The 26,637-nt window shown below is 63.5% G+C and carries 20 protein-coding genes and 2 tRNA genes; all 22 read right to left on the reverse strand.

Features of this window, described 5'->3' with window-relative positions:
* Positions 1-193: 193 nt before the first annotated feature.
* Positions 194-1,198 carry a relaxase/mobilization nuclease domain-containing protein gene (locus AC0GNO_RS21430; protein ID WP_472905439.1) on the reverse strand — a complete coding sequence of 335 codons (1,005 nt, stop codon included), beginning with the start codon at positions 1,196-1,198 and terminating at the stop codon, positions 194-196.
* Positions 1,195-1,743, reverse strand: coding sequence for a hypothetical protein (locus tag AC0GNO_RS21435; protein WP_472905440.1), 549 nt, complete (start codon positions 1,741-1,743; stop codon positions 1,195-1,197). The genes AC0GNO_RS21430 and AC0GNO_RS21435 overlap by 4 nt, the downstream gene beginning before the upstream one ends.
* Entirely contained in the window at positions 1,724-2,665 is a 942-nt protein-coding gene (locus AC0GNO_RS21440) for a ParB/RepB/Spo0J family partition protein (protein ID WP_472905441.1), read from the reverse strand. Before AC0GNO_RS21440 ends, AC0GNO_RS21435 begins: the two co-directional genes overlap by 20 nt.
* A 94-nt stretch (positions 2,666-2,759) precedes the next feature.
* Positions 2,760-4,364, reverse strand: coding sequence for a Fic family protein (locus tag AC0GNO_RS21445; RefSeq protein WP_472905442.1), 1,605 nt, complete (start codon positions 4,362-4,364; stop codon positions 2,760-2,762).
* Between the two features lie 134 nt (positions 4,365-4,498).
* Positions 4,499-5,818 (reverse strand): tyrosine-type recombinase/integrase, encoded by a 1,320-nt coding sequence (locus AC0GNO_RS21450; RefSeq protein WP_472905443.1) that lies wholly within the window; start codon positions 5,816-5,818, stop codon positions 4,499-4,501.
* Positions 5,819-6,000: 182 nt separating this feature from the next.
* Positions 6,001-6,076 (reverse strand) — tRNA-Phe (locus AC0GNO_RS21455).
* A 53-nt stretch (positions 6,077-6,129) separates the two neighbouring features.
* A complete protein-coding gene (locus AC0GNO_RS21460; protein WP_472890016.1) occupies positions 6,130-6,822 on the reverse strand; it encodes a response regulator in 693 nt (230 codons plus the stop codon).
* A gap of 30 nt (positions 6,823-6,852) precedes the next feature.
* Positions 6,853-9,099 (reverse strand): sensor histidine kinase, encoded by a 2,247-nt coding sequence (locus tag AC0GNO_RS21465; RefSeq protein WP_472905444.1) that lies wholly within the window; start codon positions 9,097-9,099, stop codon positions 6,853-6,855.
* 41 nt (positions 9,100-9,140) lie between these two features.
* Complete coding sequence (locus AC0GNO_RS21470; RefSeq protein WP_472890018.1) at positions 9,141-9,731, reverse strand: DUF4390 domain-containing protein; 591 nt, start codon at positions 9,729-9,731, stop codon at positions 9,141-9,143.
* A 94-nt stretch (positions 9,732-9,825) separates the two neighbouring features.
* Positions 9,826-11,175, reverse strand: a complete 1,350-nt coding sequence (rsmB, locus tag AC0GNO_RS21475) for a 16S rRNA (cytosine(967)-C(5))-methyltransferase RsmB (protein WP_472905445.1) — start codon at positions 11,173-11,175, stop codon at positions 9,826-9,828.
* Between the two features lie 25 nt (positions 11,176-11,200).
* Entirely contained in the window at positions 11,201-12,271 is a 1,071-nt protein-coding gene (locus tag AC0GNO_RS21480; RefSeq protein ID WP_472905446.1) for a M48 family metalloprotease, read from the reverse strand.
* A 1-nt stretch (position 12,272) separates the two neighbouring features.
* Positions 12,273-12,866, reverse strand: a complete 594-nt coding sequence (locus AC0GNO_RS21485; RefSeq protein WP_472890021.1) for a LemA family protein — start codon at positions 12,864-12,866, stop codon at positions 12,273-12,275.
* Between the two features lie 182 nt (positions 12,867-13,048).
* On the reverse strand, positions 13,049-17,263 hold the full coding sequence (gene rpoC, locus AC0GNO_RS21490; protein WP_472905447.1) for a DNA-directed RNA polymerase subunit beta': 4,215 nt from the start codon (positions 17,261-17,263) through the stop codon (positions 13,049-13,051).
* A gap of 27 nt (positions 17,264-17,290) precedes the next feature.
* Positions 17,291-21,415: a DNA-directed RNA polymerase subunit beta gene (gene rpoB, locus AC0GNO_RS21495; RefSeq protein WP_472905448.1), complete on the reverse strand. Its 4,125-nt coding sequence runs from the start codon at positions 21,413-21,415 to the stop codon at positions 17,291-17,293.
* A 335-nt stretch (positions 21,416-21,750) separates the two neighbouring features.
* Positions 21,751-22,125, reverse strand: a complete 375-nt coding sequence (rplL, locus tag AC0GNO_RS21500; RefSeq protein ID WP_177132494.1) for a 50S ribosomal protein L7/L12 — start codon at positions 22,123-22,125, stop codon at positions 21,751-21,753.
* A 41-nt stretch (positions 22,126-22,166) separates the two neighbouring features.
* Entirely contained in the window at positions 22,167-22,733 is a 567-nt protein-coding gene (rplJ, locus tag AC0GNO_RS21505; RefSeq protein WP_305359998.1) for a 50S ribosomal protein L10, read from the reverse strand.
* Positions 22,734-22,987: 254 nt separating this feature from the next.
* Positions 22,988-23,683 carry a 50S ribosomal protein L1 gene (gene rplA / locus AC0GNO_RS21510; protein WP_305359999.1) on the reverse strand — a complete coding sequence of 232 codons (696 nt, stop codon included), beginning with the start codon at positions 23,681-23,683 and terminating at the stop codon, positions 22,988-22,990.
* A complete protein-coding gene (rplK, locus tag AC0GNO_RS21515; protein ID WP_305360000.1) occupies positions 23,684-24,115 on the reverse strand; it encodes a 50S ribosomal protein L11 in 432 nt (143 codons plus the stop codon).
* 115 nt (positions 24,116-24,230) lie between these two features.
* On the reverse strand, positions 24,231-24,806 hold the full coding sequence (gene nusG / locus AC0GNO_RS21520) for a transcription termination/antitermination protein NusG (protein WP_177132500.1): 576 nt from the start codon (positions 24,804-24,806) through the stop codon (positions 24,231-24,233).
* Positions 24,806-25,189 (reverse strand): preprotein translocase subunit SecE, encoded by a 384-nt coding sequence (gene secE / locus AC0GNO_RS21525; protein ID WP_226463758.1) that lies wholly within the window; start codon positions 25,187-25,189, stop codon positions 24,806-24,808. The genes nusG and secE overlap by 1 nt, the downstream gene beginning before the upstream one ends.
* 147 nt (positions 25,190-25,336) lie before the next feature.
* Positions 25,337-25,412: transfer RNA gene (locus AC0GNO_RS21530), tRNA-Trp, on the reverse strand.
* 28 nt (positions 25,413-25,440) lie between these two features.
* Positions 25,441-26,631, reverse strand: coding sequence for an elongation factor Tu (tuf, locus tag AC0GNO_RS21535; RefSeq protein ID WP_472890024.1), 1,191 nt, complete (start codon positions 26,629-26,631; stop codon positions 25,441-25,443).
* Positions 26,632-26,637: the final 6 nt, after the last annotated feature.

Below are 26,637 nucleotides of genomic sequence, written 5' to 3' on the forward strand. Positions count from 1 at the left end.
CTAGGTCTAGCCGCGATCCTTCGAGGCGTGGCAATCATTGCTCTTTCGATGTCCGGCTTCATGCATTCGCGCACGTTTGGGCATCAGTTCTGAACGTCTGAGAGCAGCCTTCTCCGGCCATTGGCCATGCCCTGGTCGATATTGAACAGTGGCTGAGTTGGCCGTCCCTAGGATGCTGGTCGAGCAAACCCGTTCAGCGCTCCATGTCGACAGAGGGCCTGGTTTTCACAACCTCTCGCGACTGCACCGGGGTGGTTCGTTGCTTGTCCTGACGCGCTGCCTCGCGTTGCAGTCGTGGCGCGACCTCCTTGAAGTACGCCGATTCGCTCACGAACCGCACGATGTGCTTTGCAAGTTCCTGGTCCCCCGGCACATCGGATGCCTGCAGCGCCTTCTTGATGTGCGCCCAGGCCTCGAATGCCCCGGAGTGGCTGCGCTCGTAATTTGCACCTGACTTGACCAGCTGCTCGCCGCTCTGACTCAACCGCCCTTGCTGCCGTGCCTTCACCTGCCAGATGCGTTCATCCCGTCGGTTCGCCCCGCGCGAGGCCTGCCGCGTCGCCTCGGCCTCCACACCCAGTTCCCGCAACTTCTCCGCAAAGGTCTCGCGCCAGCGGTGCAGGTCCGTCTTGCGCGGGTTCAGTCGCTTGCCGTCGTTCGACTCGGCCTTCACGCTCAGGTGCACGTGTGGGTTGGCCTGGTGCTCGTGCAGCACCATCACGTAGTGGTGATCCCTCAGTTCGCGCTTCGCGAACCCGCGTGCGGCCTTCAGCACGGTCTGCGCATCGGTGCCACGCGGCATCGACAGCATGATGTTGAAGGCCTCGCGCCGGTGGCTGGTCTCCGGGATCAGAGACCCGCTGACGCGCCATTGCTCGATCAGGTCGTGCATGGCCTCCTTGCCCTCGCGCACGACACCCCGGTCGTCCTCGATGCGCAGCTGGCCGTTCTTGCAGATGTAGCGAAAGTGCGCCGCGATGGCGCCCATGCCCCGGCCACCCCCGGTGACCTTCACCATCACCTGCGGCGCCCGCCGCACCACGGTGGCAGCGATGCGTTGGCGGATCGCGGCCGCGCTGGGCCGGTTCGGGGGGGTCAGGCGCGGCGTGGCGTCCGGCTTGACGATGCGGCTGGGCGGGTAGAACAGACGCTCGCCCCATTGCACCAGCACGCCGTCGATGGAGGGGTCGGTCGTCATTGGGGTCGCCTGGTGGCCCGCAGCTCGGCCACCAGCTGTGCTGCCGTGTCCAGGTGGCGCCGGATGTCTTCGTTCAGCGTCTTCATGCCGGCCCGGAAGCGTTCCAGCTCCTGCGACGCCCCGGGCTTGACCATGTGCAAGATGCGCAGGTAAGCGCTGAGATCGGTGCTGATGACGGCCAGCCGGTTGGTGGAGGCCTGCAGCGCGGCCACGGCCTGGGTGTGGTTCCTGGGCACCGGAGCGCCTTCGATGAGGGCGGCCACATAGATGCTCTGCGAGACATTGGCGATGCGGGCCTGGAAGTTCATTAACGCGGCGTGTCCGGCAGGCAGGCGCAACGTGACCTTGACGACCTGCTCCTCGCGCACATATTTCAGGGGTGTCGGATCTGGCTTCTGATCGCCAGACTTCGGGGCCAGGTAGGCCAGCACGGCCTGGCGCACCAGGGCTGCCGGGGTCATCTGGTTCACCAGTGCGCGCGTCTGCAGCGGCTCGCGCAGGCCACGCAGATCGATGGTCACCCGGTCACGCTGAGGCTTTCCCATGGCCTGCCTCGGCACTGACGGGTCTGGTTTCCGGTGCCAGCCTGGCGGCCAGCTCGGCGACACGCTGGCGCAATGCCAGCACCTGATCGTGGGGGAGGGCATCGATGCCTCCCGACCGGTTCAGCCGCAGCAGTGCGGCATCCAGCCGCTCACAGAGCCCGGTGGCGCGGGCCAGTGCCTGCGCCATCTTGTCCGGTCGAGGGGTCGTCGGTGTCGGCTTGTCAGCAGCGGGTGCCACCATCCGAGCCGCATCACGCAGGCTGGCCACGGCCTCGCGGGTGATGGGCTCCGTGCCAGCGACAAGGGCCGCCACCTGCTCGGGTTGCTCTTCATGCAGGCGGCTCAGTTCGTGGAGCGTGCGCGGGGATTCGCAGCGCCCGTTTCTCAGTGCCTGGTCGAGCACGGGTGGCAGGCTGAGCAAGGCTAGGTGGTGCGCCACCGTGGTGAGGTCCATGCCCAGCTGGCGGCCGACTTCGGCGTTGGATTCGCCGGCATCCACCCGTCGCCGGATGAACTGCGCGAGTTCGAGCGGGGAGAGGTTCTGTCGCTTCAGGTTCTCGGCCACCTGGTCGTAGGCATTGCGAGCCTCGACTGCGAAGATCACGGGCACTGTGGTCAGCCCGGCCTGGATGGCTGCGCGCCAGCGCCGGCTGCCAAAGCGGATCAGGTAGCGGCCCTTGTCCTCCCGTTCGCTGACCACGATGGGCTGCAGGATGCCGCGCTGGGCAATGTCCTGCGCCAGCTCCTCGATGGCCTCCGGCGGAAACGCCTTGCGCGGGTTGTCCGGGTCTTCGTCCAGCTGGTCGATGGGCACCATCAACGCCAGGCCCGTCGGCACGGGTCTGCCCTCGAACAGGTTCAACTGGTCAAGGTTGATGCCAGGGGGCTTGCGATTGGCAAGGAAGTTGGTGAGCGAGCCCATGATGGATCGTCGAGGGTGACGACGACCACTCTAGGGGGCAACTTGGGCGGGTTGCGTGCTGGATTCGGGCTGAAATCCAGCTCTGTGAACGCCCTTACCCAATGATCGGCGCGGGCTCCCGTCCTTCAAAGGCCGATTGCACGGCCTCGACCATACGCAACGCGAGCAGCCTGTCTTCGAGCTGCGGATACTCCCGCACCAGCTTGCCCGACACCTGCCAACTGTTGTCCTTGATCGAACGGATGAGGCGGGCGGCATCCGGGTCCGGCATCTCCATCACGTCCTTGATGCGTCGCTGGGCGAGCTGGAATTTCAGCAGCACCCTCGCCTCTTCCGCCATCTCGCTGCGGATCGTGTGCGCGACCAGCCTGGCCGTGTAGACCGCGTGCTCGGTGAGGTCGGGGTAGCGCCACGCGAAGTTGGCGTCCGCATAGTCATCAAAAACGAGATTCGATTTCACGCCATCGGCATAGGTGATCAGCGAACCGAACCGGTGGGCCTCGGCATACCGCCGCATGAGAGGCCGAGAGAAAGACTCCAGCGTGCGGTCGTAGCCGTGCCCGAACTCGCGGGTGTTCGTGATGCCCGCCGACACGGGAAGGATGATGCCATCGGGCACCGCGCCGTCGCGCTGCAGCGTGTCGTTGATCAGGAAGCGGTGGATGCGTCCGTTGCCGTCGCTCATGGGGTGCACATAGACGAAACCGAAGGCGATGGCAGCTGCACGCGCCAGCGCCTCCTGGCCTCGCGTGGCACGCTCGAACTCGATAAGTCCATCACGCATGCCTGCAACGTCATCGAAATGGGGAGCGATGTAGTGGACGATGTCGCCCTGGAGGCTGGACTGGCCCACGAACACCGGTGAGCGGCGAAGGCCCATGCTGAGTGCCGCCTCACCCAATATGCCCGCTTGCAGCACTCGCAGGCTCGCGTCAGACATCGGGTCAGCGATCTTGCCGCAATGCTCTCCGATGACATGCGCGAAACGCTTGATGCGGTCGGTCTTGTCGGCTTCGTTTTCAATGAGAAAGCTGGCCCGCGACTCCTTCAGCGTTAGCCATGCTGCGGCTCGCATCAACACGTCTTCGCCAAACTCGCTGTCGAGTTCAGCCAGCGCAGCAGCGGGATCGAATGCCAGCGCCTCTTGCAGCGCCGACGTCCTGCGCACGAGCGGGCAGAAGTTGCGGTTGCCCGGCAGGTTGTTGTCGACCCGCCAGCGTTTGTCGCGCAGCGCCTGCGTGCGCGTCAGATAGACCGTGGCGTCCACGGCGGAGATGTATGCGCCGTTGGTGAGGTCGGGCACGTCCAGGCGCGTCCCGGTCAGCCATTCGTAGAAGAAACCCGCGCGGCGGGCGTACTTGCCCGTAGGTTCCTCCCGGCACCAGGCGGCGATGGGCTCGGGACCGGTGGCGGCAAACAGCCGGGCGAAGAACTCCAGGTGCACTTCCTCGTACTTCAGGCCGAACCCGAAGTGGCCTGCAAAGCTGTCCTCCGGGCGGTATCCCGGGGTGTACTGGTTCTGGTCCAGCTCGGGCGCGAGCTTGCTGAAACGGGTCGTGCCAATGCTCGACACCACCCGCAAGGGTTGCACAAGGCGAAGTCCGTGCGCCGCTTCCAGCGCCTTGAAACCCACATGCATGTTACGTAAATCCGATACCCAGAGTGTGAAAACGATATCAAGAGCCAGTGACAACTCCATAACGATATGAAGCACTGTTACACAAAAGCGATTTTCGAACAATCAAAATGCAAACAAAAATGCCTAGGCATGTGAAAACAGTACGAAAAATGCCCGGTAATACCAAAACACCGAAGTGAAACAGGGGAAGTCACTCAGGTGCGTTGAAAGCGCTCTGGTCCCGCCTGCTTCACCTTACTCCGCCTCGCCACCACTTCACCGAGCCTCAGCTGGTCCAGGTAGTCGGCCCAGGCCTGCAACATTGCGCGTCGCTGATCCACGAACTCCGTCCGGTTGTAGGCCCGCCCCAGGCTGTCCCGCACCGAGTGCGCCAGCTGTGCCTCGATCACGTCTGGGCTGAAGCCCAGGCGCTCGTGCAGCATGGTCCTGGCGGTCGCCCTGAACCCGTGGCCTGTGACCTCGTCGGCCGGGAAGCCCATGGCACGCAGGGCTGCATTGATGGTGTTCTCACTCATGGGGCGGTGGTGGTGCCGCTCACCGCGAAACACCATCGTGGCATGGCCGGTCAGTTGGTGCAGGTCGCGCAGCACAGCCACCGCCTGCCGGGGCAGCGGCACCAGGTGCGGCGCGCCCTGCTGCTTTTCGCGCTGCTCGCGCTTCATGCGCACCGAAGGCACGGTCCAAAGCGCTGCGTCCAGATCGATCTCGGGCCACTCAGCAAAGCGCAGTTCCCCAGGCCGCAGCAACAGCATCGGTGCCAGCTTCAGCGCCGCACGGACCACCGGCGTGGCGGCATAGGCGTCGCAGGCGCGCAGCAGTTCGCCGAAGCGCTTGGGGTCGGTGATGGCCGGGAAGTGCTGTGGTTCTGGCCTGCGCAGTGCGTCTTTCAGATCACGCGCCGGGTTGATGGTGCTGCGCCCCGTGGCGATGGCGTAGCGAAAGATCTGCCCGCAGCTCTCCAGCGCACGGTGGGCGGTTTCGATCACGCCTCGCGCCTCGATGCGCCGCAGCACTTCCAGCAGCTGGCTCGGTGTGATACCGGTCACCGGCGCGCTGCCGACGTAGGGAAACACGTCGTTCTCCAGCCGGGCGATGACCTTCTCCGAATAGCCCTGCGCCCAGCCGCCACGACGGATCTCGAACCACTCGCGGCCCACTTCTTCAAACGAATTGATGGGTGGCAGGCCTTGTTGCTGCCGCTTCTCAGCCTCGATGGCCTTGGCGTGCACGACACGCTGCGCCTTGCGCTCCTGGCTTGGGTCCTGGCCGTCAGCCACCTTCTCACGCGCTGCATCGGCCTTGCGCCGTGCAATCGCCAAGGTCGTGGAGGGATAGGTACCGAGTGAGAGCGTCTTGCGCCGCCCTTCGAACGTGTAGTCCAGGCGCCAGCCGTGCGCGCCCCCTTTCACGAAGAGCAGCAGGTACAGGCCATCACCGTCCGTCAGCCGCTTGCGCGGATCGCCGCTGCGCACGGCCTTGATGGTGGCATCCGAGGGAATGAGGTAGCGGGCCATTGCAGTAACTTTCTGGCCCGAAACAGCGATCAGGCCGGTTACTGCGGAAGTTACTGCGCAAGGGGGAAGAACTCAAGGAATTTCCCGAGACCCCCTGGGACAAGAAAAAAGCCCTTGAGCGTTGATTCTCAAGGGCTTTTAGGATCTTCTGGGACGTCCTGGGACGACTCAAAACAGTAACTTGGTGGCCTGGGACGGAATCGAACCATCGACACGCGGATTTTCAATCCGCTGCTCTACCAACTGAGCTACCGGGCCAAACAGAAGCGAGATTGTAGCAGCTTATCGACCCCACTTTGCAGACGCTGCGTTCAAAGGGCGTTGCGCTTGCTGCGGGCGAGATCCACGCCAAGCTGCTTGAGCTTGCGGTACAGGTGGGTGCGCTCCAGACCCGTCTTTTCAGCCACCCGCGTCATGGAGCCGGACTCCTTGGCCAGGTGGTATTCGAAATAGGCCTTCTCGAACTCGTCGCGCGCCTCGCGCAGCGGCCCTTCCAGGTTGAAGGCCTGCGAAGGCTGGGGACCGATGTCAAACACCACATCGGGCTGGCTGCCACCGGTCATGGCCACTTCCACGGTCAGTTCCATCACGGGCGCGAGCGCGCCATTTTTCAGGGGCAACGCAGCACCGACCCTGGCCACCGGTTTGTTCAGCCCCATGTCCACGGCTTTGAGCAGCTTCTGCAGGGTGATGGGCTTTTCGAGGAAGGCGGTGGCGCCGATGCGTGTGGCTTCCACGGCGGTATCGATGGTGGCGTGTCCGCTCATCATGATCACGGGCATGTTGAGCATGCCACCGCTGGCCCATTCCTTGAGCAAGGTCACGCCATCGGTGTCGGGCATCCAGATATCCAGCAACACCAGATCAGGGCGCATCTGCGTGCGCAGAACACGGGCTTGAGCGGCGTTTTCCGCCAGCTCGACCGTGTGGCCTTCGTCGTTGAGGATCTCGGAGAGAAGATCCCGGATGCCCAGTTCGTCGTCTACGACCAGAATAGTTGCCATGGCGTGAAATGTTTCCCTCGGTCCGTGTTGTCAATTTGCAACTGCGAATGATAACGACACTTGGGCGCCCACCACTTTGCCATCGATCAACCGGTTGCTGATATCCACGCGCCCGCCATGCTCTTCCATGATTTTCTTGACCACCGCCAGGCCCAAGCCGGTGCCTTTGGTCTTGGTCGTGACATAGGGTTCGAACGCCCGCTTGAGGATGTTTTCAGCGAATCCGGGACCCTGATCGATCACGGACAGGCGCACCCACTGGCCCGAGCCTGAGCGCCGGGTGTGGAGCAGTACTTCGGCACCGGCTTGCCCGGCCATGGCGTCCTGCGCGTTCTGCACCAGGTTGTGCAGGATCTGTCGCAGTTGCTGCGGATCGGCCATCACACTGGGGCAGTCATCGTCCAGATCGGTCTTCACGGGCACCGCCGAGCTGTCATACAGGACCAGAATGTCGCGCACCAGGGCATTGAGGTCGGTGGGCGTGAGTTGTGCTGCAGGCAGCCGCGCGTAGTCTCGGAACTCGTTGACCAGGTGCTTCATGGCGTCGACCTGATCGACGATGGTGCGGACCGATTTGTCCAGCAGGGCCTGCTCTGCCGGCTGAACCTTGCCCTGCAGTTTCATGGCCAGGCGCTCGGCGGACAGCTGGATGGGTGTCAGCGGGTTCTTGATCTCGTGCGCCAGGCGCCGCGCCACTTCGCCCCAGGCGCGCGCGCGCTGGGCGGACACCATCTCCGACACGTCGTCAAACACCAGCAAGCGCTCGTTGTTGGGCAGCAAGGCCCCGCGGGCGATCAACGTGATGCCTTCATGCTGGCCCGTGGCGTCGTGCGCGCCGAGTTCAAACGATTGCTGCCAGTGACCGCCTTCGTGCGGGGTGTCATCGGACAGGAAGCGCTCGAACTGCTGCAGCACCTGCGCCGCAAAATTTTCCAGGCCAACCACGGCCGCCAGCGGTTGCCCAAGATGCAGCCCCAGCGGGGTGCGCAGGATGCGGGCCGCCCCCGGGTTGACACTGAGCACGCCGCCGCGCTCGTCCAGCACGACCACACCGGCCGTGAGGTTGTCGAGGATGGTCTGCAGGTTGTCGCGGGCGGCGTCCACCTGCTCCATGCTGTGCTGCACCGCCGAGCGCGCATCGGCGAGGTCCTGCGTCATGTGGGCGAAAGTGCGGGTCAGGCCCGCGAGCTCGTCGCGCGAGGTCAGTTCAACCTTGGGCGCGAGGTTGCCCTGGGCGACCTCGCGCATGCCTTCGGCGAGCACCAGCAAGGGACGCACCAGGTGATTGCCCAGCAACACCGCCAGCAACACGGCGCCGAAGATGGCCAGAAAAAGGGCCAGCGTGAGCGTGCCGATGTACATGCGTTGCAGCCCCTGGCGTCCCAGCGCGCGCTCCTGGTATTCGCGGTTGGCCACCTGAACGGCCAAGGCATCGGCGACCAGCGCTCGCGGCAGGGGCACCACGACCTGGAGGTAGCGCGGGTTTTCATTGAATCCAAAACCGGCCGCCTCCACGAGGGCCAGCACCTTGATGTGTGCCTGTGCCACCAACAAGCCGGCCTGTGCCGGCTCTTCCCCACCCTCATCAAGCCCTTCGACCAGCACCATCACCCGGTTCGCGCGAACGCTGCGCAACTGGGCCATGCCAGGACGGTCGGGCGAAAAGTCGAAGCGCGAGGCGCCGGCGCTGGCGATCGCCTGCCCCGAAGCGCTCCAGAGCACCAGATCGCTCGCCGACAGGCTTTCGCGCAGCCGCTCCAGTGCCAGCACCGCCGAGGCGTCGGGCACCCGCGACAGCTGTTCCGCGGCCATGCGGGTCTTGGCGCCGAGATCGGCACTCAGGGTGTCCAGCGTGGTGCGACCCAGGTTCAGCCCTGCGGTCAGCGCAGATTCCACCCGCACGTCAAACCAGCTTTCGATGGACCGCGAAACGAACTGGTACGACACCGTGTAGATCAGCAGCCCGGGCAACACCCCGACCAGCCCGATGATGGCGGCCAGCTTGAGGAGCAGCTGGCTCCCGAACTTGCCACGCCGCAGACGTCTGACCAGCCGCACCGCCAGCCACACGATGACGAGGAACAACAAGGTCGCCACCGTCACATTGACACCGAACAGCCAGGAAAAATTCTGCTCGTAGAGCACGCGGTTGCGTGTGGCCAGGGTGAGCAGGAACAGCAGCACCATGCCCAGACCGGTCATGACCACCAGGGCCACGATCACCGCCCAGCGCATGGAGGCGCGTCTTTTCTCGGGAGATCGGACGTGTTCGCTCATGAATCAGCGGCGGAGGAGGAAGAGCGGCGGGCCATCACACCTCACCGCGCCGGTTCGCCGGGCCTGACCTCAACGGCGATGTCCGGAGGCGGATCGACCTTGGCTTGATGGGGCACATCGAGCCGCCCATCCACCTCGATGTTCCAGTCGGACTGGTTGGCCATGCCGATCTGGAACGGGCGCGGCAGCAGCGAAAGATCCAGGCTGAACCGCCATTCGACCCGGTGCTGCGCACCGTCGTCCAACCGGGCTGCGTCGGCAATGACCCAGCTGGAAACGCGGCCCACGACCGCCAGCACCTCGTCAAGGCTCTCGAAGTTCTGGTGCAGCGCATATTGCAGTGCCGCCGCACCCGAGCCCGTCACACCATCGTGGGCCTGACTCAGACGCCAGCGCCGGGTCAGTGGCTGGTAGGCCAGCCGAAAGGTCCGGACCATCGAACTCACGCGTTTGTCGGCCCAGTACCAGCGGTCGCGGTACACGTCGGCCTGCCAGACGAAGTACATCGGCACACCCTTGAGCAGGGCATCTTCAACCGCCGCCGTGGCGACCGAGCCCAGTCGCACGGAAAGTGTCAGCGCATCCGTGTTGCGCTGAAGGCTGACGAACTGGATTTCGGGCTCGCGTGCCATGACGGGTCCCGCCAGGCAAGCCAGCGCGAACACCCAGACCAAAGCACGAACCCATCGCAACGACAGACGCGTTGCCGCCCGGCGCACGGCCCCCTCAAGGCCCGGCCTTGTCGATGCGTGCGTAAAAGAAACCGTCGTATCCACCGGGCACATTGTCGTTGAACTCCCCATGGGCAGCGGCGGTTCCGGGGAGCAAATGGCCAGGGGAAGGCTGCAGAACGGCATCGGTGTGGTGCAGCAGAAACGCATTCACCTGTTCGGATCCTTCGGCCTGGAACACCGAGCAGGTGCAATACAGCAGGCGACCACCCGGCTTGAGCAGCGGCCACAGCCGCTCCAGCAACTGCCGCTGCACAGCCACGAGTTGGGCCACGTCGCTGGCCCGGCGCAGCCAGCGCACGTCGGGGTGGCGGCGCACGATGCCCGAAGCGGTGCAGGGCGCGTCGAGCAGGATGGCGTCAAAGGGACGCCCATCCCACCAGCCCGCGGTGTTGGCGGCGTCGGCGCACTGCACCTCGGCGCTCAGGCCCAGGCGTTGCAGATTGTCGTGGATGCGCGTGCAGCGCTGTGCATCCACATCGAGCGCCAGCAGGTCGAGATCGGCGCGTTCGAGCAGGTGCGCGGTCTTGCCGCCGGGCGCGGCACAGGCGTCGAGCACGCGGTCGGCGGCGCTCCAGGCGCGGCCGTCGAGCAGCAGGCTGGCGGCCATCTGGGCCGCTGCGTCCTGCACGGAAACGTGCCCTAGCACGAAGCCGGGCAGGCGCTCCACCGGCTGCGCTGCCGACAGCACCAGACCGTCATCGCCCACCGGGCTGGCCGACAGACCGGCGGCCTCCAGCTGGGCGCGGTAGTCGTCCCGCGTGACGCGGCGCCGGTTGACCCGCAGCGCCATCGGTCCGGGCACGTTGTTGGCCTGGAGGATCGCGGTCCAGTGTTCGGGATGGTCGCGCTGCAACCGCTCCACCCACCAGAGCGGGTGGTTCCAGCGTGCCACCGGATCGTCCACCAGTTGCGCGCACAGGGCCTCGCGTTCGCGCAGAAACCGCCGCAGGCAGGCGTTGAGAAAGCCCGCCTGCATGCTGGTGCTGCGCTGCTGCTTGGCCGCCTCCACCGCCTGATCCACCACGGTGTGGGGCTGGTAGTGCTGCCCGTTTTCATCACCCAGCAACACGGCCAGCGCGCTGTGCAGCAAGGCCAGCACCGGCGCGGCAGGCGCACGCTGCGCCAGCAGCCGACCGAGTGCGCGCGCAGCGCCGAGCTGGCGCAGGGTCTGGAAGGTGAGCGCCTGCACGCCCGGTCGCAGCGCCGATGCCACTTGCGGCAGCATCTCGCTGAGCGAGCGACCCTGTTCGACCGCGAGCACGCACTGGGCGGTCCAGCGCAGTTGCGTGGCCAGCGTTGGCGCGTTGGGCACCGGGCGGTCTGCGGAGCTGTTGGAAGTCAATGAGGGTCCTGGTAGATATTCGCCATCAGCTGAGTGTCCAGCCCGGAGCCTGAGGTCCTGAAGGATCTGTCGGCGCGGCTTGGTCAGTGGCTGTGGCATCCAGCGCGTGGTCACGCTCCAGGGACAGCGCCCCCATGTGGCGGCCATAGATGCGGCGGATGCGCTGCTCCAGCGTGGGGTGCGAATCGAGCCAGTGTGCCACCTGACCGACCTCGTTCCCCACCAGCAGCATGTGCTGCACCGTGGAGCCGATCTGGCGGGGTGCAAAGTCCGCCTGGCGCTGGCTCTTGACCTTGCGCAGCACACCGCCGAGGCCATCGCGGCTGCGCGTCCACTGCACAGCGCGTGCGTCGGCCAGGTATTCGCGCTGGCGCGACACCGCCGCCTGCAAGGCGTGCCCTGCCACCCAGCCCAACCAGCCGGCAGCCATGATGGCCAGTCCCAGCAAGGCCGCGGCCATGCGCCGGCCCCGCACATCGGGTTCAAACAGGTGCTGGCCCATGCGGTAGAGCATCTCCAGGCCGAACACCATGCCGATCAGCCGCATGTTGAGGCGCGTATCGCCTTCACGGATGTGGCTGAATTCGTGGGCCACCAGCCCCTGCAGCTCCTCGCGCGTCAGGAACTCGAGCGCACCGCGGGTGACCGCAACCACAGCGTCGTCTTCATCCCAACCGGTGGCAAAGGCGTTGATGCCCTGGTCGCGCGCCACCACCATGGCGGTCGGCCGCTTCATGCCCGACGATATGGCCATCTCGTCGACGATGTTGCAGAAACGCTGCTCGTCGAAGTTGCCCGATGGCTGCGCGGGCCGTGCGCCCATCTGTTCGGCCAGACGCTGACCGCCACCGCTGGCCAGGCGTGAGGTTTCCACCCACCAGCCGCCCAGCACAAACAGCAACACCACGGCGGTGTTGACTGCAAAGAAGTGTCGCGGGAAACCCGCTCCCGGGAACCAGAAGCTCCAGGTCAGCCCCCAGGCCAGGGCCAGAGCGGCATTGACCGCCAGCACCAGCAGCAACACGGTGAGCGCGAAGACCAGCAGCAGCTTGCGGGTCTGCCCGCGCGCCTCACGTTGCGACTCGAAAATCAGCACGTCAGAACGCGACCTTCACGGCCTGGCGCTCGGTTTCGTTGCTGGTGGATTCCAGCATCGACTGGGTCGGAAAATTGAACAGGCGCGCCACGATCAGCGTCGGGAACTGGGCCGCCGCATCGTTGAATTCGAGCACATGGTCGTTGTAGGCCTGGCGCGCGAAGCCAATGCGGTTTTCGGTGCTCGAGAGCTCTTCACTGAGCTCCCGCATGGTCTGGTCGGCTTTGAGGTCGGGGTAAGCCTCGGCCACCGCAAACAGGCGGCCCAGCGCGCCACCGAGCAGTTGCTCGGCACCGGCCAGCGCGCCGAGCGCGCCGGCATTCAGGGGGCTGGCGGCGGCGCTCTGTTCGGCACTGCGCGCCTGATTGCGCGCAGCGATCACGGCTTCCAGCGTCTGCGCTTCGTGCGCCAGGTATTTGCGCGCCACTTCGACCAGGTTGGGGATCAGGTCGTAACGACGCTTCAACTGCACGTCGATCTGGCCAAAAGCGTTGGCGATGGCATTTTTCAGCCGCACCAGGCGGTTGTAGGCGCCCACGGCCCAGAACACCAACGCCAGCCCAACGGCCAGCAAAATCCACAAAGTAGCCGACATGGTGTGTGAACTCCTGTGATCAAACAAACGCCCTCGATCCGGCACCTGGGCGCTGGCAATATACCCCAGCGCCCGTCCACGTTGTCAGGAGCATCGACCCGCAGACAAGTAAAAACGCCCCCGGCCAGATGGCCGGGGGCGTTCAGGAACTCAGCGGTGAAGCCGGGTTCAGTTCGTGTGGCTTATTCAGCCGCTTCGTTGGTACTCGAAGCGTCGGCCTGATCGGCCGCCAGCGACACGGCGTCGGCTTCGGCGATGGCGCGACGCTCTTCGTCGTCCATCTTTTCCTTGACCTTGCGCGCCTCGTGGTAAGCCATGCCGGTACCGGCCGGGATCAGACGACCCACGATCACGTTTTCCTTCAGGCCACGCAGTTCGTCGCGCTTGCCCATGATGGCCGCTTCGGTCAACACGCGGGTGGTTTCCTGGAAGGAAGCCGCCGAGATGAAGGAATCGGTGGACAGCGAGGCCTTGGTGATACCCAGCAGCACGTTGCTGTAGACCGCGGGCAGCTTGCCCTCGGCGCGCAGCGCGTCGTTGGTGTTGAGGATCTCCGAACGCTCGACCTGCTCACCGGCGATGTAGTTCGAATCGCCCACGCTGTCGACGATCACGCGGCGCAGCATCTGGCGCACGATCACCTCGATGTGCTTGTCGTTGATCTTCACGCCCTGGAGTCGGTACACGTCCTGCACCTCGTCCACGATGTAACGCGACAGCTCTTCGATGCCCAGCAGGCGCAGGATGTCCTGCGGATCGGCCGGGCCGTCCACCACGCTCTCGCCCTTGTTGACCACCTGGCCTTCGTGCACCAGGATGTTCTTTTCCTTGGGGATGAGTTCGTCCCAGATCTTGCCTTCCGGATCGGTGATCTGCAGGCGAACCTTGCCCTTGGTCTCCTTGCCGAACGACACGGTACCGGTCATCTCGGCCAGCATGCCCTTGTCCTTCGGGCTGCGGGCTTCGAACAGCTCGGCCACCCGCGGCAGACCGCCGGTGATGTCGCGCGTCTTCTGGCCTTCGACCGGGATGCGGGCGAGCACGTGGCCGGGGCCGACGTCCTGACCGTCGCGCACTTCCAGCAGCGCGCCGATCTGGAAGCCCACCGTCACCGAGTGGTCGGTGCCAGGGATCTTCACTTCGTTGCCCTGGGCATCGAGCAGCTTGACCAGGGGGCGCACCACCTTGGTCGAACCGCGGTGCTTCGGATCGATCACCACCAGCGAGGACAGACCGGTCACGTCGTTGACCTGCTTGGCCACCGTCAGACCCTCTTCCACGTTCTCGAACTTCACCTGACCGGCGAATTCCGTGATGATGGGTCGGGTCAGCGGGTCCCAGTTGGCCAGGATCGCGCCAGCCTTGATGGCCTGGTCGGCCTTGACCGCCAGGATGGCGCCGTAGGGCACCTTGTGGCGTTCGCGCTCGCGACCGATTTCGTCGTGGATGATGATTTCGCCGGAACGCGCAATCACCACCAGCTCGCCCTTGGTGTTGGTCACATAACGCATGGTGGCGTTGAAACCGATCGAACCGCTGGACTTGGCTTCCACGCTGGAGGCCACGGCCGCACGCGACGCCGCACCACCGATGTGGAAGGTGCGCATGGTCAGCTGCGTGCCGGGTTCGCCAATCGACTGGGCTGCGATCACACCGACGGCTTCGCCGATGTTCACCAGGCCACCGCGGCCCAGGTCGCGGCCATAGCACTTGGCGCAGATGCCGAAGCGGGTTTCGCAGGTCAGTGCGGTGCGCACCTTGACCTCGTCCACGCCAGCGGCTTCCAGCTCGTCGAGCATGTCTTCGTCCAGCAGGGTGCCGGCCGGCAACAGGACCGCGCGGGTCTCCGGGTGGATCACCTCATCGCAGGTGGTGCGGCCCAGGATGCGGTCGCGCAGCGACTCGATCACTTCACCACCTTCGACGATGGCGCGCATCACCGTGCCGTTGGTCGTACCGCAGTCCTGGCTGTTGACCACCAGATCCTGCGTCACGTCCACCAGACGGCGGGTCAGGTAACCCGAGTTCGCGGTCTTCAGCGCCGTGTCGGCCAGGCCCTTTCGGGCGCCGTGGGTGGAGATGAAGTACTGCAACACGTTCAGACCTTCACGGAAGTTCGCCGTGATGGGGGTCTCGATGATGGAGCCGTCGGGCTTGGCCATCAGGCCGCGCATGCCGGCCAGCTGGCGAATCTGGGCCGCGCTACCGCGGGCACCCGAGTCGGCCATCATGTAGATGGAGTTGAACGACTCCTGGTCCACTTCCTTGCCGTGGCGGTCGGTGGTCTTCTGCTTGGCCAGTTGGGCCATCATGACCTTGGAGATCTCGTCACCGGCCTTGCCCCAGATGTCCACCACCTTGTTGTAGCGTTCGCCCGCGGTCACCAGACCCGAAGCGTATTGCTGGGCGATTTCCTTCACCTCTTTTTCCGAGCGTTCGATGATGGCCGGCTTTTCCTTCGGCACCAGCATGTCGTCCACGGCAATCGAGATACCGGCGCGGGTGGCCAGTCGGAAACCGTTCTGCAACAGCTTGTCGGCGAAAACCACGGTCTCTTTCAGACCGCACTTGCGGAAAGACACGTTGATCAGCTTGGAGATTTCCTTCTTCTTCAGCGGCTTGTTCAGCACTTCGAAAGGCAGGCCCTTGGGCAGGATCTCGGACAGCAGCGCGCGGCCAACCGTCGTGTCGACCAGGGAGATGAAAGGCGTGAATTCACCCGTGGCCTTGTCCAGCGTGTACTGCTGCAGACGCACGCTGATCTTGGCGGTGATCTCGACCACGCCGTTGTCCAGCGCACGCTGCAGTTCCAGCAGGTCGGCAAAGATCATGCCTTCGCCCTTGCCGTTGATGCGCTCGCGGGTCGCGTAGTACAGACCCAGCACCACGTCTTGCGACGGCACGATGGAGGGTTCGCCGTTGGCCGGGAACAGGATGTTGTTCGAGGCCAGCATCAGGGTGCGGGCTTCGATCTGGGCTTCCACCGACAGCGGCACGTGAACGGCCATCTGGTCGCCATCGAAGTCGGCGTTGAAGGCCGCGCAAACGAGGGGGTGCAGCTGGATCGCCTTGCCTTCGATCAGGATGGGTTCAAAAGCCTGGATACCCAGGCGGTGCAGCGTGGGTGCGCGGTTCAGCATCACCGGGTGCTCTTTGATCACCTCTTCCAGGATGTCCCACACCACCGGCGTGCCGGCTTCGACTTCCTTCTTCGCGGCCTTGATGGTGGTCGCGATGCCCATGGCTTCGAGACGCGAGAAGATGAAAGGCTTGAACAGCTCCAGCGCCATCAGCTTGGGCAGGCCGCACTGGTGCAGCTTGAGCGTCGGACCGACCACGATGACCGAACGGCCCGAGTAGTCCACGCGCTTGCCCAGCAAGTTCTGGCGGAAACGGCCGCTCTTGCCCTTGATCATGTCGGCCAGCGACTTGAGAGCGCGCTTGTTGGCGCCCGTCATGGCCTTGCCACGGCGACCGTTGTCCAGCAGCGAGTCCACGGCTTCCTGCAGCATGCGCTTTTCGTTGCGCGCAATGATTTCAGGGGCCTTGAGTTCGAGCAGGCGGCGCAGACGGCTGTTGCGGTTGATGACGCGGCGGTACAGGTCGTTCAGGTCAGAGGTCGCGAAGCGGCCGCCGTCCAGCGGCACCAGCGGACGCAGGTCCGGCGGCAGCACGGGCAGCACGTCCAGCACCATCCACTCGGGTTTGATGCCGGACTTCTTGAAGGCTTCCAGCACCTTCAGGCGCTTGGCGTTCTTCTTGATCTTGAGCTCGGAACCGGTCAGGTCGTTGCGCAGCTTTTCGATCTCGATCTCGAGGTCGATGGCCTGCAGCAGCTCCTTGATACCTTCGGCGCCCATCTTGGCAATGAACTCGTCGCCGAATTCCTTGCGCTTGGCGTCGTAGTCGTCCTCGGTCATGATCGCGAATTTCTTCAGCGGCGTCATGCCCGGATCGACGATCACATAGGCTTCGAAGTACAGCACGCGTTCGATGTCGCGCAGCGTCATGTCCAGGATCAGGCCCAGACGCGAAGGCAGCGACTTCAGGAACCAGATGTGGGCGCAGGGCGCGGCCAGGTCGATGTGACCCATGCGCTCGCGGCGCACCTTGGTCTGCGTGACTTCAACGCCGCACTTCTCGCAGATCACGCCGCGGTGCTTGAGGCGCTTGTACTTGCCGCACAGGCATTCGTAGTCCTTGATGGGACCAAAAATCTTGGCGCAGAACAGGCCGTCGCGTTCGGGCTTGAACGTGCGGTAGTTGATGGTCTCGGGCTTCTTGACTTCGCCGAAAGACCACGAGCGGATTTTTTCCGGCGAAGCCAGGCCGATGCGGATGGCATCGAAATGCTCGTCGGGCGTGAACTGCTTGAACAGGTCGAGTAATGATTTCATGGGTTCAATCCTTGTCTTGCCGGCGAATTAGGAGCGTTCGAGTTCGATGTCGATACCGAGCGAACGAATTTCCTTGACCAGCACGTTGAACGACTCGGGCATGCCCGCTTCGATCGAGTGCTCGCCCTTGACGATGCTTTCGTACACCTTGGTGCGGCCCTGCACGTCGTCGGACTTGACGGTGAGCATTTCCTGCAGGATGTAGGAAGCGCCGTAGGCTTCGAGTGCCCACACTTCCATCTCGCCGAAACGCTGACCACCGAACTGCGCCTTGCCGCCCAGCGGTTGCTGCGTGACCAGGGAGTACGGGCCGGTGGAACGGGCGTGCATCTTGTCGTCGACCAAGTGGTGCAGCTTCAGGAAGTGCATGTAGCCCACGGTGGTCTTGCGCTCGAAAGCGTCACCCGTGCGGCCGTCGTACAGCTGCGCCTGGGTGCGGGTTTCGGTCAGGCCCTTCTTGGCGGCGATGTCGTCCGGGTACGCCAGCTTCAGCATGGCGCGGATTTCATCTTCCGACGCACCATCGAACACCGGCGTGGCAAACGGTACGCCGTTCGTCAGGTTTTCGGCCATCTCCATCACGTCAGCGTCGCTGAGCTCGGACAGGGTCTCTTTCTTGCCGGTGTGGTTGTAGACCGTTTCGAGGAACGCTCGCATTTCGGAAGCCTTGGCTTCCTGCTGCAGCATGTCGCCGATGCGCTGGCCAATGCCCTTGCCGGCCCAGCCCAGGTGGACTTCCAGCACCTGACCCACGTTCATGCGCGAAGGCACGCCCAGCGGGTTCAGCACGATGTCGGCGGGCGTGCCGTCGGCCATGTAGGGCATGTCTTCGACCGGAACGATCTTGGAAACCACACCCTTGTTGCCGTGGCGGCCGGCCATCTTGTCACCCGGCTGCAGGCGGCGCTTGACGGCGAGGTAGACCTTGACCATCTTCAACACGCCAGCGGGCAGCTCGTCGCCCTGCGTGAGCTTCTTGCGTTTCTCTTCGAACGCGAGGTCGAAGCTGTGACGCGTCTGCTCCATCGAGTTCTTGATCGACTCCAGCTGGGCGGCGACATCATCGTCGGCGGGACGGATGTCGAACCAGTGGTACTTCTCAACGTCGGCCAGGTAGGCCTTGTCGATGGTCGTGCCCTTGGTCAGCTTCTTGGGGCCGCCGTTGGCGAGCTTGCCGGTCAGCAGCTTTTCGATACGGTCGAAGGCGTCGGCTTCCACGATGCGCAGCTGGTCGTTCAGGTCCAGGCGGAAACGCTTGAGCTCGTCGTCGATGATCTGCTGGGCGCGCTTGTCGCGCGTGATGCCTTCGCGGGTGAAGACCTGCACGTCGATCACGGTGCCTTGCGAGCCCTGGTCCACGCGCAGCGAGGTGTCTTTCACGTCGCTGGCCTTCTCGCCGAAGATGGCGCGCAGCAGTTTTTCTTCAGGCGTGAGCGTGGTCTCGCCCTTGGGTGTGACCTTGCCCACCAGCACGTCGCCGGGCAGCACTTCGGCGCCGACGTAGATGATGCCGGAGTCGTCCAGGCGGTTGAGCTGCTGCTCGGCCAGGTTGGGGATGTCGCGGGTGATTTCTTCCGCGCCCAGCTTGGTGTCGCGCGCCATGACCACCAGTTCCTCGATGTGGATCGAGGTGTAGCGGTCTTCGGCGACCACGCGCTCGGAGATCAGGATCGAGTCCTCGAAGTTGTAGCCGTTCCAGGGCATGAAGGCGATCAGCATGTTCTGGCCGATCGAGATTTCACCCAGGTCGGTCGAAGCGCCGTCGGCGATCACGTCACCCTTGCCCAGCAGATCGCCCTTCTTGACGATCGGGCGCTGGTGGATGTTGGTGTTCTGGTTGGAACGCTGGTACTTGATCAGGTTGTAGATGTCCACACCGACTTCACCGGCCACGGCTTCGGCGTCGTTCACGCGGATCACGATGCGGGTCGCGTCCACGTAGTCGACCACGCCGCCGCGCTTGGCGGTGACCACGGTGCCGGAGTCGATCGCGGCGACGCGCTCGATGCCGGTGCCGACCAGCGGCTTCTCGGGACGCAGCACAGGCACGGCCTGGCGCGACATGTTGGCGCCCATCAGCGCGCGGTTCGCGTCATCGTGCTCCAGGAAAGGAACCAGTGAGGCGGCCACCGACACGATCTGCGCCGGCGACACGTCCATGTACTGGATGGTGTCGGCCGAGGTCAGGATGGATTCACCCTTTTCACGCGCGGAAATCAGGTCGCCGGTCAGGCGGCCTTCGGCGTCCAGCGTGGCATTGGCCTGGGCGATGACGTACTTGCCTTCTTCAATGGCCGACAGGTAGTCGATCTGGTTCGTCACCTGGCCATCGATCACGCGACGGTACGGTGTTTCGATGAAGCCGTATTCGTTCAGGCGCGCGTACAGGGCCAGTGAGTTGATCAGGCCGATGTTTGGACCTTCAGGCGTTTCAATCGGGCAGACGCGACCGTAGTGGGTCACGTGCACGTCGCGCACTTCGAAGCCGGCACGTTCGCGGGTCAGACCACCCGGGCCAAGGGCCGACACGCGGCGCTTGTGGGTGATCTCGGCCAGCGGGTTGGTCTGGTCCATGAACTGCGACAGCTGCGACGCGCCGAAGAACTCCTTCAGGGCCGCGGAAATCGGCTTGGAGTTGATCAGGTCGTGCGGCATCAGCGGCTCTTGCTCGGCCTGGCCCAGACGCTCTTTCACGGCCTTTTCGATGCGCGCCAGACCGGTGCGGTACTGGTTCTCGGCGAGTTCGCCGACGCAGCGCACACGGCGGTTACCCAGGTGGTCGATGTCATCCACTTCGCCCCGGCCATTGCGCAGGTCCACGAGGATCTTGACCACGGCCAGGATGTCTTCGTTGGACAGCACCATGGCGCCGGTGGATTCGTCGCGGCCCACGCGGGCGTTGAACTTCATGCGGCCCACGCGCGACAGGTCGTACGTGTCCGGGTTGTAGAACAGGCGGTGGAACAGGGCCTGCACCGCGTCTTCGGTCGGCGGTTCGCCGGGGCGCATCATGCGGTAGATGGCGACACGGGCGGCGAACTCGTCAGCGGTTTCGTCGCTGCGCAGGGTCTGGCTGATGTAAGCGCCCTGGTCGAGTTCGTTGGTGTAGAGGCACTGCAGGTCCTGCACGCCCGAGGTGCGCAGTTTCTTCAGCAGCACTTCAGTCAACTCATCGTTGGCCTTGGCGATGATCTCGCCGGTGTCGGCGTCCACGATGTTGCGCGCAACCACGCGGCCGATCATGAAGTCTTCGGGCACGCTGATGTGCGTGGTGCCGGACTGTTCCATTTCGCGGGTGTGGCGCACGGTGATGCGCTTGTCCTTGGCGACCACGACCTTGCCCGACTTGTCGGTGATGTCAAAACGGGCCACCTCGCCACGCAGGCGCTCGGGCACGAAGGCCATCTGGGCGCCGCTGTCCATCAGGCGGAAGTGGTCGTTGACGAAGAAGTTGGCCAGGATGGTTTCCGGCGTCAGACCGATGGCCTTGAGCAGGATGGTGACCGGCATCTTGCGACGGCGGTCGACGCGGAAGAACAGCACGTCCTTCGGATCGAATTCGAAGTCGAGCCACGAACCGCGGTAAGGAATGATGCGGGCCGAGAACAACAGCTTGCCCGAGCTGTGGGTCTTGCCCTTGTCGTGTTCGAAGAACACACCGGGTGAACGGTGCAACTGCGACACGATGACACGCTCGGTGCCGTTGATGATGAAGGAACCCTTGTCGGTCATCAGGGGCACTTCGCCCATGTAGACCTCTTGCTCCTTGACTTCCTTGATGACCTTGGACTGGCTGGTCGAGGACTCACGGTCGTAAATGATGAGCTGCACGCGAGCCCGCACGGCCGAAGCAAAGGTCAGACCACGGGTCTGGCATTCGCGCACGTCGAAAGCGGGCTTGGCCAGGTTGTACTCGACGAACTTCATCTCCACAAAGCCGTTGTGCGAGACGATGGGGAAGGCGGCCTCAAACGCAGCCTGAAGGCCCTCGTTGGTGCGCTTTTTGGGAGCCGAATCGGCTTGCAGGAACGCGGTGTACGCGTCCTTTTGCATCTGCAAGAGGTAAGGAATCGCGATGACGGTTTCGCGGGTGCCAAAACTCTTTCGGATGCGTTTGCGTTCGGTGTATGAATAATTCGATGCTGTGGCCATGAGATCTCCGGGCTTGAGGTCTGCGGCGACTGTCTGCCTACCAGGGATGGACTCCTGGTGACTTGCTTGGTGGCTGGCCTCTACCAACCATTGGCGGACGGCCTGTGCATTGCACACAGGCCCGAACCAAGTCGTTTTCTGCAGTCGGGGTCAGAAAACACTGATAAACAAACTCGGAAAAGTTTGCTTATCAGTGTTATTTAAAACACGGCACCAGTGCATGGGCGCTGCAGTGGGTTTGAAACACTGCAAAAGTGCCATCGGCACTGGCGGCTCAGAAAGCACCAAAGGCTGGAGGCTCTTTCGAGCACTCCAGCCCTGGCCTGGCGAGTGAATTACTTCAGCTCGGCCTTGGCGCCGGCATCCACCAGCTTCTTCACTGCGGCTTCGGCGTCGGCCTTGGCAACAGCTTCTTTCACGTTCTTCGGAGCGCCGTCGACCAGGTCCTTGGCTTCTTTCAGGCCCAGACCGGTGATTTCGCGCACGGCCTTGATGACGGAGACCTTGTTGGCGCCGGCTTCGAGCAGCACGACGTTGAATTCGGTCTTCTCTTCAGCAGCAGCAGCGGCACCGCCACCACCAGCGGCAGGAGCGGCCATGGCGGCAGCGCTCACACCAAACTTCTCTTCGATGGCTTTCACCAGGTCGTTGAGTTCCATGACCGTCATGCTGTCCAGCGCGGTCAAAAATGCGTCTTTATCGAATGCCATTTTGATTTCCTAACAATTGGTTAAACGAATCTGCCACGCCTTCAGGCGGCGGCAGCGTCTTCTGCCGGTGCGGCGGGTTCAGCTGCGGGTTCTGCAGCTGCTTCTGCCGGAGCGGCAGCGCCTTCGCCTTTTTTCGCCGCCAACGCGCCCAGCACAACGGCCGTACGCGACATGGGCGACATCAGCAAGCCACACAGCTGGGCCAGCAAAACTTCCTTGGAAGGGATGCTGGCGAGCTGCTTGACGCCCTCGATGTCCAGGACTTTGCCACCGTAGACGCCTGCGCGAATCACCAACTTGTCGTTGGTTTTTGCGAATTCGGCCACCACTTTCGCGGCGGCCACGGCGTCTTCGGAGAAGCCATAGATCAGCGGACCGGTCATCTGGTCGGCGACCACTTCAAAACTGCTGCCAGCCACCGCACGGCGGGCCAGGGTGTTTTTCAACACGCTCAGGCTCACACCGCTGTTGCGGGCATTGACGCGCAATTTGTCCATGTTCGCGACCGTGATGCCACGGTATTCCGCCATCACGAGCGTTTGAGCTTTTGCGGCGAGGCTGGTCACTTCGGAAATGACCGCTTCTTTCTCACTGCGATTCAGACTCAAGGTCTACTCCTTAAATGTGCCCTCGGCCCAAAGGCCTCCGGCACGCCTCATTGCAGCGACCAACTGTTTCAGGAACTCAATCCATCTGCAGCGGGATCGCCATCTGCGTTGGCTTGTCACAATTAAGTCGGTCGGTGTTCTCGCGAACACGCCCCGACACCAACGGTCTTGGATGGCCCCGTGGGCTGACGGTGTTGTCAACCCCCGGACCCACCACACCCGGGCCACCGGAGTGGCCCGAATTCTTCTCGCGATCAGGCCGCGATGGATTGCATGTCGACGCGAACGCCCACACCCATGGTCGAAGACACGGCCACTTTGCGCAGGTAAACACCTTTGCTGGTGGCGGGCTTGGCCTTGGTCAGGGCGTCGAGCAGGGCCACCAGGTTGCCCTGGAGTTTGTCGGCTTCAAACGAACGGCGACCGATCGTGCCGTGCACGATGCCAGCCTTGTCAACGCGGAACTGCACCTGACCGGCCTTGGCGTTGCGCACCGCTTGCGCCACGTCGGGCGTCACGGTACCCACCTTGGGGTTGGGCATCAGGCCGCGCGGACCCAGGATTTGACCCAGGGTACCGACCACACGCATGGCGTCGGGCGAAGCGATGACGACGTCGAAGTCCATCTTGCCTGCCTTGACGTCAGCCGCCAGGTCGTCCATGCCGACGATGTCGGCACCGGCGGCCTTGGCTTCTTCGGCCTTGGCGCCCTGGGCGAACACGGCCACGCGCTTGGTCTTGCCGGTGCCGTTGGGCATCACGACGGCGCCACGCACCACCTGGTCGGATTTCTTGGCGTCCACGCCGAGCTGGATCGCCACGTCGATGGATTCGTCAAACTTGGCGTTGGCACACTCTTTGATGATGGCCAGGGCGTCGGTCAGCGCGTAGAGCTTGTTGGCGTCCACTTTGCCGGCGAAGGCCTTTTGCTTTTTGGTCAGCTTGGACATTTACACGCCCTCCACAATCACGCCCATCGAGCGGGCCGAACCGGCGATGGTGCGCACGGCGGCGTCCACGTCGGCAGCGGTCATGTCTTTCATCTTGGTCTTCACGATCTCTTCGAGCTGAGCGCGCGTGATCTTGCCGACCTTGTTCTTGTTGGGTACCGAAGAACCCTTGTCGAGCTTGATGGCCTTCTTGATCATGTAGGTCGCCGGAGGCGTGCCCATCTTGAAGGTGAAGCTCTTGTCCGCAAACGCGGTGATGGTCACCGGGATCGGCATGCCGGGCTCAAGACCCTGGGTCTGGGCGTTGAACGCCTTGCAGAACTCCATGATGTTGAGGCCGCGCTGGCCCAGGGCCGGGCCGATCGGTGGGGAGGGGTTGGCCTTACCAGCTGGCACTTGCAGCTTGATGAAGCCGACGATTTTTTTCGCCATTTTTTAGCTCCTGCGAGTGCAGACGGCTGCCAACATGACAACCTCCTCGCGGTGGGGGACCCGGAAAAAACAAATGGCACAGGCGTCGGGCCGACCCACCTGTGCCGCGGAAACTTCAGGTCTTTTCGACCTGGCTGAATTCGAGCTCGACTGGCGTGGCGCGACCGAAAATGGTCACCGACACGCGCATCTTGTTCTTCTCGTAATTGACTTCTTCGACCGTGCCGTTGAAGTCCGTGAACGGGCCTTCCTTGACGCGCACGTATTCTCCGACGACAAACTCCACCTTGTGGCGGGGCTTGTCGGTGCCTTCCTGCATCTGGTTGACGATCTTCTGGACGTCTTCTTCGGAAATCGGGGCCGGGCGGTTCTTGGCGCCACCGACAAAACCGGTGACCTTGTTGGTGTGCTTCACTAGGTGCCAGGTTTCATCGTCCATCACCATTTCCACCAGCACATAGCCAGGGAAAAACTTGCGTTCGGTGGTGCGTTTCTGGCCGTTCTTGACCTCCACCACTTCTTCGGTGGGCACCAGAATGCGGCCGAACTTGTCCTGCATGCCTTCACGGTTGATGCGCTCGATGATGTTGCGCTCAGCCGCCTTTTCCATGCCGGAATAGGCGTGCACCACATACCAGCGCATGCCCTCGGCGGCCACGCCATCCGTCACGGGACTGTGTTGATCGGTCATTATTTTCTCCAGCCCAGGATCAGGTCGTAAAACAACCATTCCAGGGTCTTGTCGGTCAGCCACAGAAAGAGCGCCATCACAAACACGAATGCAAACACGTAGGCTGTCATCTGGATCGCTTCCTTGCGCGCAGGCCAGACCACCTTCTTGGCTTCACGCCACGAATCGCGCCCGAAGGCCACGAGCCGCTTGCCTGACTCGGAAACACCAAAAACCACCACAGCAGCCACCAGGCACGCAATCAGCGCACCCCATTGCGCCAGCGCTCCCTGGCCCGAAAGCAGGTAAAACGCGACGAACGCCCCCAGCAGCAGCACAACAGCGACCGCCAGCTTGGCCTTGTCGGCGCTGGTGTTGACGGTTTGAACTTCGGAAGAGGCCATGGGGTTCCAGACGATTCGTAACAAAAACGCGTGACATCGAAGCCCGAAGCTTGAGACACGCAAGCCCACCAGAGGTCTTGACGACTTCGGCGGGCTTGTAAACCACGAAAACAGAGCGGATTCAGGTTCCGATGCTTACCTGTTTTGTGGCAGGGGCAGTAGGAATCGAACCTACAACCTTCGGTTTTGGAGACCGACGCTCTGCCAATTGAGCTATACCCCTACTGGCTATGCCCTAACGGGCGTTGAACTTACGCAAGAATCTTGGCAACCACACCGGCACCAACGGTACGGCCACCTTCGCGGATGGCGAAGCGCAGGCCTTCTTCCATGGCGATCGGGGCGATCAACTTCACGGTGATCGACACGTTGTCACCGGGCATGACCATTTCCTTGCCTTCGGGCAGCTCGATCGAGCCGGTCACGTCGGTGGTGCGGAAGTAGAACTGCGGACGGTAGTTGTTGAAGAACGGCGTGTGACGGCCACCTTCATCCTTGGACAGCACGTAGATCTCGCCGGTGAAGTGCGTGTGCGGCTTGATGGAGCCGGGCTTGCACAGCACCTGGCCGCGCTGCACGTCTTCGCGCTTGGTGCCGCGCAGCAGGATACCGACGTTGTCGCCAGCCTGGCCCTGGTCCAGCAGCTTGCGGAACATTTCCACGCCGGTGCAGGTGGTCTTCTGGGTGTCGCTGATACCGACGATCTCGATTTCTTCGCCGACCTTGACGATGCCGCGCTCGATACGACCGGTCACGACGGTGCCGCGGCCGGAGATGGAGAACACGTCTTCCACGGGCATCAGGAAGGCACCGTCCACCGCACGGTCAGGCGTGGGGATGTAGGTGTCCAGCGCATCGGCCAGCTTCATGATGGCTTCTTCGCCCAGAGGGCCCTTGTCGCCTTCGAGGGCGAGCTTGGCCGAGCCGTGGATGATGGGGGTGGCGTCGCCGGGGAATTCGTACTTGTCCAGCAGTTCGCGCACTTCCATTTCAACGAGTTCGAGCAGCTCGGCGTCGTCGACCATGTCGCACTTGTTCAGGAACACGATGATGTAAGGCACGCCCACCTGACGGGCCAGCAGGATGTGCTCGCGGGTCTGGGGCATGGGGCCGTCAGCGGCCGAGCACACCAGGATGGCGCCGTCCATCTGGGCGGCACCGGTGATCATGTTCTTGACGTAGTCGGCGTGGCCGGGGCAATCAACGTGGGCGTAGTGGCGGTTGGCCGTTTCGTATTCCACGTGGGCGGTGTTGATGGTGATGCCGCGGGCCTTTTCTTCCGGAGCCGCGTCGATCTGGTCGTAGGCCTTGGCTGCACCGCCGAACTTGGCCGACAGCACGGTGGTGATCGCCGCCGTCAGTGTCGTCTTGCCGTGGTCCACGTGACCGATGGTGCCGACGTTCACGTGCGGCTTGGTCCGCTCAAATTTCTCTTTTGCCATTTTTCA

It is taken from the genome of Hydrogenophaga sp. L310 (assembly GCF_055703065.1).

Coding starts and splice junctions, on each gene's coding strand:
- AC0GNO_RS21430 (WP_472905439.1), bottom strand. CDS start 1,198: ATGACGACCGACCCCTCCATCGACGGCGTGCTGGTGCAATGGGGCGAG.
- AC0GNO_RS21435 (WP_472905440.1), bottom strand. CDS start 1,743: ATGGGAAAGCCTCAGCGTGACCGGGTGACCATCGATCTGCGTGGCCTG.
- rplA (WP_305359999.1), bottom strand. CDS start 23,683: ATGTCCAAGCTGACCAAAAAGCAAAAGGCCTTCGCCGGCAAAGTGGAC.
- AC0GNO_RS21440 (WP_472905441.1), bottom strand. CDS start 2,665: ATGGGCTCGCTCACCAACTTCCTTGCCAATCGCAAGCCCCCTGGCATC.
- rplL (WP_177132494.1), bottom strand. CDS start 22,125: ATGGCATTCGATAAAGACGCATTTTTGACCGCGCTGGACAGCATGACG.
- tuf (WP_472890024.1), bottom strand. CDS start 26,631: ATGGCAAAAGAGAAATTTGAGCGGACCAAGCCGCACGTGAACGTCGGC.
- nusG (WP_177132500.1), bottom strand. CDS start 24,806: ATGACCGATCAACACAGTCCCGTGACGGATGGCGTGGCCGCCGAGGGC.
- rplK (WP_305360000.1), bottom strand. CDS start 24,115: ATGGCGAAAAAAATCGTCGGCTTCATCAAGCTGCAAGTGCCAGCTGGT.
- AC0GNO_RS21450 (WP_472905443.1), bottom strand. CDS start 5,818: ATGGCCCGCTACCTCATTCCCTCGGATGCCACCATCAAGGCCGTGCGC.
- AC0GNO_RS21470 (WP_472890018.1), bottom strand. CDS start 9,731: ATGGCACGCGAGCCCGAAATCCAGTTCGTCAGCCTTCAGCGCAACACG.
- rpoC (WP_472905447.1), bottom strand. CDS start 17,263: ATGAAATCATTACTCGACCTGTTCAAGCAGTTCACGCCCGACGAGCAT.
- rpoB (WP_472905448.1), bottom strand. CDS start 21,415: ATGGCCACAGCATCGAATTATTCATACACCGAACGCAAACGCATCCGA.
- AC0GNO_RS21485 (WP_472890021.1), bottom strand. CDS start 12,866: ATGTCGGCTACTTTGTGGATTTTGCTGGCCGTTGGGCTGGCGTTGGTG.
- AC0GNO_RS21445 (WP_472905442.1), bottom strand. CDS start 4,364: ATGGAGTTGTCACTGGCTCTTGATATCGTTTTCACACTCTGGGTATCG.
- secE (WP_226463758.1), bottom strand. CDS start 25,189: ATGGCCTCTTCCGAAGTTCAAACCGTCAACACCAGCGCCGACAAGGCC.
- AC0GNO_RS21460 (WP_472890016.1), bottom strand. CDS start 6,822: ATGGCAACTATTCTGGTCGTAGACGACGAACTGGGCATCCGGGATCTT.
- AC0GNO_RS21465 (WP_472905444.1), bottom strand. CDS start 9,099: ATGAGCGAACACGTCCGATCTCCCGAGAAAAGACGCGCCTCCATGCGC.